Here is a 9,023-nt window from a genome sequence, read left to right on the forward strand (position 1 = left end):
ATCAGCCCCCACATCCCACCCCCCACCCAACGCCGTATACAAATTCACCTCCGCCACCAACTGCGCCAACCGGTCAACAATCAACGCCTGCTGCGAATTGAACAACGACCGCTGCGCATCCAGAAACACCAGATTACTGTCCACCCCACTGCGATACCGGTGCTGCGCCAGGTCGTAATACTTCTGGTTGGCCCGAACAAAATCCCGCTGCGCCGCCAGTTGATCGTTGTACGTTTGCCGCGCCGCCAGCCCATTCGAGACCTCCTGAAACGCGGTCTGAATCGACTTCTCATACTGCGCAACAAGGATGTTCTTCTGGATCTTCGCGTAATCCAGGCTGGCCCGCAGGCTGCCCGCATTGAAGATCGGCAGATTGATCTGCGGCTGAAACGCCCAACTCCCCGAGCCACCCTGGAACAACCCCGACAAGTCCTTGCTGGAAGTGCCCGCGTTGGCCGTCAGCGTGACCGACGGAAAAAACGCCGCCCGCGCCGCGCCAATGTTGGCGTTGCCCGCCTGAAGCTGGTACTCCGCCTGGACAATATCGGGCCGCCGTTGCAGCAGGTCCGACGGCAACCCGGCCGGTACCCGGGCCACCAGGTCGTCGGACAGTGGTTGTGCCGGCAGCGAATCCGGCACCGGCCCACCCACCAGCAACGCCAGGCTGTTGAGGTCCTGGGCGACCTGGCGCTGATAGCGGGCGATGCTCGCCCGCGTACTCTCGACGCTGGTCTGGGCCTGGATCACATCGATCGACGTCGCCTTGCCTGCGGTCTTGCTGCGGGAGGTCAGGCGCAGGCTGTGTTCGTCCGAGGCCAGTGTCTGTTGGGCCAGGGCCAGCAGTTCCTGGTCGGCGCGCCAGGTCAGGTAGGCGTTGGCAACGTTGGCCACCAGGCTCAGTTGCGCACTGCGCCGGGCCTCTTCCGTGGCCAGGTATTGCAACATCGCCTGTTCACTGAGGCTGCGCACGCGGCCGAAAAAATCCAGCTCGTAAGCACTCACGCCGAGCGTCGCCGAATAGGTGGAGGTGATTGCGGACTTGCCGGTACCGGTGGCGCGTCGGGGGACTTTTTGCCGGTTTTCGGCCGCCGTGGCAGACACCGCCGGGAACAGGTCCGCGCGCTGGATACGGTATTGCGCCTGGAACGCTTCGACGTTCAGCGCCGCCACCCGCAGGTCTCGGTTGTTGACCAGCGCCTGGCCAATCAACTGCCGCATCACCGGGTCACGGAATAACTGTTGCCAGTCGGGCCCGGCGACCGAAGGGCCCACTTTGTCAGCGTTGTACTGCGGGTATTGCGCCGGCGTGGGCGCCTCGGGCCGCTGGTAATCCGGGATCAGCGAACACCCGCCAAGCACACACACCACACCGAGCATGAGTTTTTTCATCACGCGCCAACCATCCATTTGGCCAGGCCATGCCGGCCACTGACACCCAGTTTGGCCGCCGCGCGCTTGAGGTAGGTTTCGATGGAGCTGTTTTTCACGCTGAGCTTCTCGGCCATCTGCGGCACGGTTCCGCCGGTCAACAACCCCAGGCAAACCTCTTGCTCCCGCGCCGACAAGGTGATGTCACTGAGTGACAGGCGTTTATAGAATTCGCGCTGCAATTGCGACTGCTCCAACGGGGTTTTAGAGGGCTCGGGCGCCACCAGCGGTAGTTGGCGGTTGATCTGCGCGTGGCGCTCCATCAACGGCAGCAAGGTCTCCGAAAGGCTCTTGAGAAACGACAGCTCGGCCAGGGAAAAGGCGCGTTGGGTGTGGGGCCGATAGAACGAAATCACGCAGCGCCGATTGGCCTGGCGCGAGACCAGGTTGCACTGGTGGGAGGTGCCGCGGGCGTGGGTGCTGTTGGCCTTGGCATTCATCTGGATCAGCAGCGGGTCGTTCATGCCGAGCATTTTTTTCAGCAGCGGATGGTCGTCGCGGTGATGCAGGGTGCGCGGTGGTGGCAAGTCCTGCTTCAACCCATCGCTGCCAAGTAACTTGATATCGAGCACACAGGCCTGGTGCTCGTCGAGGGTCCATTCACTGAGGTCCACCAGGTGCACCGGCACCAGCTTGTCGACCAGTTGCAGCATGTTCGCCGCAAAGTGTTCAGTGCCGGTACTGGAAATCAACTCCCCCAACTCGAAATAAAAATGCGGACTTTCCACATTCCGAATACTGCTGGTCAGACTCATAGCCATCTCATCCTTGATGTCGAAAACCGTCAACGGTTGCCCCGTACGTGTGCAGGCCTCCCGTTCTCCTTGAACCTGGGTCGGTGCTCGAGGCTTTATTTAGCCACGGGGATTTGTCCTACGTATGTAGCGGAAACGAGGGACACAACCTGCCATAAAAAACGCGCCATTATTTCGTCATGTCTGACAGTGAAATAAGGCGAGGGGGTGCGCTTCGAGTATTTTAGAGTTTATTAACTATTTGATATAAAACAGTTTTATTGGATTTTTTGAAATTCGTCGGCAGTCAGGCATCGGCCAGATGTAGCCAATCTCCTACATTCATTTAATCGTTTCAGCACTGAACCATCAGCCAACCCCGGCGCGGTACCCGGCTGTCCGGGTTTCGGGTGACATACGGGCCTTGGGGGCGATGCTTAAATTCCATTGATTTCGCCTCAATGGGGCGTTGTGCGCCTTATCGACACCTCACATGAGAAGGATCTTATGACGTTTTTCCCCCTGACCGCCGCCCAGCGGGATATCTGGCTGGACCAACTGCGCCTCGGCGATTCGCCGCTGTACAACATCGGCGGTTATGTCGACCTCACAGGCCCGGTGAACCCCGAATTGATCCAGCGTGCCATTGAACTACTGGTGGCCAGGCACGATGCGTTGCGTACGGTGTTGCAGGTGGCGGCCGATGGTTTTCCCCGACAGGCGTTTGCCGAGGTGATGGCGGTATCGGTGCCACAGCATGACTTCTCGCGGCTGCCCGATCCCCAGGCTGCCGCCCAGGCCTTGCTGCAGGAGCAAATGGCCCGGGCCTACAGCTTGGTGGCTGAGCCGTTGTTCCGCTTCTTCCTGGTCAAGCTCGATGACCTGCATTACCGCCTCGGCACCCAGGCCCACCACCTGATTCTCGACGGCTGGGGCTTCGGCCAGATGCTGCAATCCCTGGCCGGTATCTACAGCGCCCTGGAGCAGGGCCGGCAACCGGACCTGTCGGCGCCGTCGTATATCGATTTCATCGACAGCGATGAACAGTATCGCGAGTCGCCCCGTTACGCCCGGGACCGCCGCTACTGGCTGGACAAATACCGGGTACTGCCCGAGCCGCTGCTGACCCCCCGTTATCAGGCCAGGGGGCAGGCACCGAGCAACACCCTGGTGGCGCCATTTCCGGCGGCGCTGCTCAACCGCATGGCGCGTGTGGCGAACCGTCACCAGGCCTCCGCGTTTCATGTGTTACTGGCCGCCCTGTACCTGTACTTCAGCCGCACCGGCCAGCGCCAGGAGTGGGTAGTGGGGCTGCCGATCCTCAACCGTTCCAATGCGCAGTTTCGTTCGACCCTGGGGCTGTTCACCCAGGTCAGTGCGGTGCGTTTGCAGTTCAGCGAAGACATGCCTTTCAGCGCGTTGGTGCGCGGTGTGCGGGACCAGCTCAAGCAGGATTTCCGGCATCAGCGCTTCCCGCTGAGCGAGATGAATCGCGAGCTGGGTTTGCTGCGCGCCGACCGTGGCCAACTGTTCGACCTGTCGGTGTCCTATGAACAGGATGACCATGAGTTTCGCTACGGCCAGGCATCGGCCCGGGCGATCAAGGTGTCGAACCACCATGAACCATTGCCCCTGGCGATTCACTTGCGCAGCAATCGCTACCACGACACGGCGTGCCTGCATTGCGTCTACAACGAGGCGTATTTCCAGCCGCACGAGGTGCAGGCCCTGGCCGAACGCCTGGTGTATGTGCTGGAGCAGGGGCTGGAAAATACCGAACTGACCCTGGCGGATTTCTCCCTGGTAACGCCTGAGGAAACCGCGCAGTTGCAACGCTGGAACGCCACTGCCCAGGCGTATCCTGCCGCGCAGACGCTGCACGGGCGTATCGAAGCCCAGGCCGCGTTGGCTCCGCAGGCGGTGGCGGCGGTGTATCAAGGCCGGCGCCTGACGTATGACGAGTTGAATCAACGGGCCAATGCCCTGGCTCATCAGCTGCGGGTGCTGGGGGTAAAGCCGGACGACCGTGTGGCGATCGTCGCCCGGCGCGGCCTGGAAACGCTGGTGGGGTTGCTGGGGATTCTCAAGTCCGGCGCCTGCTATGTCCCGATAGACCCGGCCCATCCCGCTGAGCGCCTGAACTACCTGCTTAATGACAGCGCGCCGGTGGCGGTGCTGACGCAGACGGAGTTGCTGGCGCGCTTGCCGGTATTGCAGGTGCCGGTCATCCACCTGGACCAGGCCACGGCCCGGTTGGCGAGCAACCCGCAGGTGGCAATGACACCCGCCAACCTCGCGTATGTGATCTACACCTCGGGTTCCACCGGCCTGCCCAAAGGCGTGATGGTGGAACACCACACCGTGGCCAACCTGGTGGACTGGCATTGCCAGGCCTTCGACATGCACCCAGGCAGCCACACCGCCAGCGTGGCCGGTTTCGGTTTTGACGCGATGGCCTGGGAAGTCTGGCCGGCCTTGTGTGTGGGCGCGACCTTGCACCTGCCGCCGGCCCATGACGGCGCCGAAGACATCGACGCGCTGCTGGACTGGTGGCGCGCGCAACCGCTGGACGTGTGCTTCCTGCCCACGCCGGTGGCCGAGTATGCGTTCAGCCAGAACATCGAACACCCGACCCTGCGCACCTTGCTGATTGGTGGCGACCGCCTGCGCCAGTTCAACAAGGCCCGCCGTTTTGCGGTGATCAACAACTACGGTCCCACCGAAGCCACGGTGGTTGCCACCTCAGGGCTCGTAGAGGTCGGGCAGCCGCTGCACATCGGCAAGCCCATCGCGAATGCCACGGTCTATCTGCTGGATGAGCGGCAAAGACCGGTGCCCATCGGTGTCGCGGGCGAGTTGTACGTTGGCGGCCGAGGCGTGGCCCGGGGCTATTTGAACCGCCCGGAAATGACCGCTGAACGTTTCCTCGATGATCCTTTCAGCCCCGGCCGTATGTACCGCACCGGCGACCTGGCGCGCTGGTTGCCGGACGGCAATATCGAGTACCTGGGCCGCAACGACGATCAGGTAAAAATCCGTGGTGTGCGTATCGAACTGGGTGAAATCGAATCCGCTGTGGCCGCTTATGAGGGCGTCACTGAAGCCGTGGTCCAGGTACGGGACGGGCAACTGCTGGCCTGGTTTACCCAACACACCGCGGTGGAGATCCATTCGCTGCGTGCCTGGCTGCAATCGCGACTGCCGGATTACATGGTGCCGCTCGCTTACGTAAAGCTGGACGCGTTACCGCTGACCGCCAACGGCAAGCTCGACCGCAAGGCCTTGCCCGCGCCCGGTGCAGAGGCGTTTGTCAGCCGAACCTACGAGGCTCCACAAGGCGCCATGGAAAACACCCTGGCGCAGATCTGGGCCGAGATGCTGCACGTCGAACAAGTGGGGCGCCATGATCATTTCTTCGAGCTGGGCGGCCATTCGTTGTTGGCGGTCCAGTTGGTGCAGCGCATGCGCCAGGCCGGGTTGCAGGCGGATGTGCAGGTGCTGTTCGGCCAGCCCACATTGGCCGCGCTGGCGGCAGCGGTCGGCGACGGCGCGGGCTTCGATGTGCCGCAAAACCGTGTTCCTTCGGGCTGCACGACGATCACCCCGGACCTGCTGACGCTGGCCGAGCTGGACCAGCCGACGATCGAACGCATCGTCGCCGCCATCCCCGGCGGCGCCCTCAATGTGCAAGAGATCTATCCGCTGGCGCCGTTGCAGGAGGGCTTGCTGTATCACCACCTCACCGACGAGCGCGATCCCTACCAGCAACACGCAATGTTCAGCTTCGCCCGCCGTGACCAGCTGGATGCCTTCGCCCAGGCGCTGCAACAGGTGATCGACCGCCATGACATCTTGCGCACCAGCCTGGCATGGGATGCCCTTGAGCACCCGATGCAAGTGGTGTGGCGCGAGGCGCGCCTGCGCGTGGAACCGGTGAGCCTTGAGGGTGATTCAATCGTCGAACAACTGCGCGAACGCCAGCGCCCGCTGGATTTGCGCAAGGCCCCGCTGATGGCCCTGGACTACGTTGAAGACCCGCTGAACCGGCGCTGGGTGGGCATGCTGCGCTTCCATCATCTGGTGAATGACGCGACGTCGACCCAAGTGCTGATGGCGGAAATCCAGGCGCACCTGCAAGGCCAGCAACAGCAACTGCCGGAACCGGTGCCCTATCGCAATGTGGTCGCCCAGACCCGTTCACCGGCACGCCAGGCCGGGCACGAGGCATTCTTCCGCGAGCGGCTGGCGGGCGTCGACGAGCCGACCCTGGCCTTCGGCTTGCAGGAACGCCAGGCGGATCGCCACGAGACCGAAGAAGCCCATGTGCTGCTGCCCGACAGCCTTGGCCAGTTACTGCGTGAGCAGGCTCGCAGCCTGGGCGTCAGCGCGGCGAGCCTGTTTCACCTGGCGTGGGCCCAGGTACTGGGGCGCGTTTCGGGGCGTGACGATGTGGTGTTCGGCACCGTATTGCTGGGGCGTTTGCAGGCCGGCGAAGGTGCGGACCGTGCCCTGGGCATGTTCATCAACACCTTGCCGCTGCGGGTACGGCTGGCCGGATTAACGGTGCGCGAGGCGATCAAGGAGACGCAGCAGCAACTGAGCGCCTTGCTCGCCCATGAGCAAGCCTCGCTGGCGTTGGCCCAGCGTTGCAGCGGCGTCACACCGCTGTTCAACAGCCTGCTGAATTACCGGCATGCCTCGGCCGAGGCGTTGCTGGAGTTGCAGCCCGGCATCGAATTGCTCAGCAGTGAAGACATCCTCAGCTACCCGCTGATGCTGTCGGTGGACGACCTCGGCAGCGGTTTCCGGCTCAAGGCCAAGGCACCGCGCAAGGTCGGCGCGCAACGCCTGCTGGATTACCTGGGCACGGTGTTGTCGGGCTTGGTGGAGACGCCCGAAGCGCCGCTGTTCGAGGTGCAGGTGCTGCCCGCGACCGAACTGCAACAGCAACTGGTGGATTTCAACGCCACCGAAACCGATTACCCCGAGGAGCTGACCGTTCACGCCCTGTTCGAAGCCCATGCCCGGCACACCCCCCACGCGGTGGCGGTGCAGGCCGGCGAACAACAATTGACCTACCGTCAGCTCAACGAGCGCGCCAACCGCCTGGCCTATCACCTGCGCGAGCGCGGGGTGCAGCCGGACTCGCGCGTGGCGCTGTGTGTCGAGCGCGGGCTGGACCTGGTGGTGGGGTTGCTGGCCATCCTCAAGGCCGGCGGCGCCTATGTGCCGCTGGACCCGGGTTATCCCCGCGAGCGCCTCGCTTACATGCTGCAGGACAGCGCGCCGGTAGCGTTACTGGTGCACGGCGCGACCCGCGAGTTGCCGGGGGAAGTGTCGATACCGGTGATCGACTTCGACCACTGCGCCTGGCACCAGGCGCCCGAGGGCAATCCTTTGGTACCCGGCTTGAGCGTCGGCAACCTGGCCTACGTGATGTACACCTCCGGCTCCACCGGCACGCCCAAAGGGGTAATGATTGAACACCGCGGCCTGGGCAACCTCATGCACTGGGGTTCGCAACTGTGCCCGAATGCCGAGGGCGGCGCTTTGTTGCAGCGGGCGCCGTTCAGCTTTGACGGTTCGGTGTGGGAGCTGTTCTGGCCGCTGACCAATGGCATGCGCCTGGTTCTGGCACGCCCCGATGGTCACCGCGAACCGGCGTATCTGGCGCAGGTGATTCGTGAGCAACAGATCAGTGTGATCAAGTTTGTGCCGGCGATGTTGCAGCAATTTCTGGAGCTGGAAGAGTCTGCGCTTTGCACCAGCCTCACCGACGTTTTATGCGGTGGCGGGGAACTGACCGAGGCCTTGGCCCGTGGGGTTCAGGCACGGTTGCCCAAGGTGCGCGTGCACAACGTCTATGGACCCACCGAGGCCACGGTAGACAGCAGCGCCTGGACCCTGGAACCGGGAGCGCCGGTGCCTGCGGTGCAGTTGCCGATTGGGCGGGCCATCAACAATACCCGGCTGTATGTGCTGGACGAGCACGACCGGCCGGTGCCGATGGGGTGCAGCGGGCAGTTGCACATCGGCGGCGTTGGCGTGGCCCGAGGGTATCTGGGGCTGGCGCAGATGACGGCCGAGCGGTTTATCGATAGCCCGTTTGTGGTGGGGGACCGGTTGTATCGCACCGGGGATCTGGTGCGGTATTTGCCGGGCGGGAATCTGGAATTCCTGGGGCGTAATGACTTCCAGGTGAAACTGCGCGGGGTGCGGCTGGAGCTGGGAGAAGTTGAGGCGCGGTTGGCGGCGCACCCTGCGTTGCGGGAGGTGGCGGTGTTGATTCGGGATGAGCGGTTGGTCGCGTATTTCACGGTTCGTGAGACGGTGCCGAGTCTTGAAGCGTTGCGGGTTTACATGGTGGAGGGGTTGCCGGAGTACATGGTGCCTTCGGCGTTTGTGCGGATGGAGGCGTGGCCGCTTAATCCGGCGGGGAAGCTGGATCGCAAGGGGTTACCTGAGCCTGGGGTGGACGCTGTTTTGAGTCGCGCCTATGAGCCGCCGCAGGGGGAGGTGGAGACGGTGATTGCGGGGGTGTGGGCGCAGGTGCTGAAGCTGGACCGGGTAGGGCGCCGGGATCATTTTTTTGAATTGGGAGGGCATTCGTTGTTGGCCGTGGGGGTGGTGGCGCGGATGCGTAAGGCGGGGTTGGAGGTGGATGCTCGCTCGTTGTTCAGTCAGCCGACGGTGGTGGGGTTGGCGGGGGTTGTGGGGAGGCGGGTGGAGCGGGTGGAGGTGGTGCCTTCTGTGGGGATTCCGCAGTTGGGGCGGCGGCGCAGGATTTGAGCTTTTACCGTGTACATATCCGTTTCTGCGGTAACGGCGGCTATTGGTTCCGCTCTTACAGCGGGTCACTTT

General features: G+C 63.2%; 3 protein-coding genes. 1 reads left to right on the top strand and 2 read right to left on the bottom strand.

Annotated elements, in window-relative coordinates; genetic code table 11:
- Together MUM_RS0103905 and MUM_RS0103910 are read right to left on the bottom strand one after the other, a co-directional pair.
- A partial coding sequence (locus MUM_RS0103905; protein ID WP_010167164.1) for an efflux transporter outer membrane subunit occupies window positions 1–1,389 on the bottom strand: 1,389 nt, incomplete at its 3' end.
- Complete coding sequence (locus tag MUM_RS0103910) at window positions 1,389–2,183, bottom strand: helix-turn-helix transcriptional regulator (protein WP_010167166.1); 795 nt, start codon at window positions 2,181–2,183, stop codon at window positions 1,389–1,391. The genes MUM_RS0103905 and MUM_RS0103910, both read right to left, overlap by 1 nt.
- A gap of 486 nt (window positions 2,184–2,669) precedes the next feature.
- Here MUM_RS0103910 and MUM_RS0103915 point away from each other — a divergent pair, with 486 nt between their 5' ends.
- Window positions 2,670–8,951 carry a non-ribosomal peptide synthetase gene (locus MUM_RS0103915; RefSeq protein ID WP_010167168.1) on the top strand — a complete coding sequence of 2,094 codons (6,282 nt, stop codon included), beginning with the start codon at window positions 2,670–2,672 and terminating at the stop codon, window positions 8,949–8,951.
- The last annotated feature ends 72 nt before the right edge of the window (window positions 8,952–9,023 follow it).

The sequence above is a fragment of the Pseudomonas sp. PAMC 25886 genome, assembly GCF_000242655.1.
Classification (GTDB): Bacteria; Pseudomonadota; Gammaproteobacteria; order Pseudomonadales; family Pseudomonadaceae; genus Aquipseudomonas.

Coding starts and splice junctions, on each gene's coding strand:
- MUM_RS0103910 (WP_010167166.1), bottom strand. CDS start 2,183: ATGAGTCTGACCAGCAGTATTCGGAATGTGGAAAGTCCGCATTTTTAT.
- MUM_RS0103915 (WP_010167168.1), top strand. CDS start 2,670: ATGACGTTTTTCCCCCTGACCGCCGCCCAGCGGGATATCTGGCTGGAC.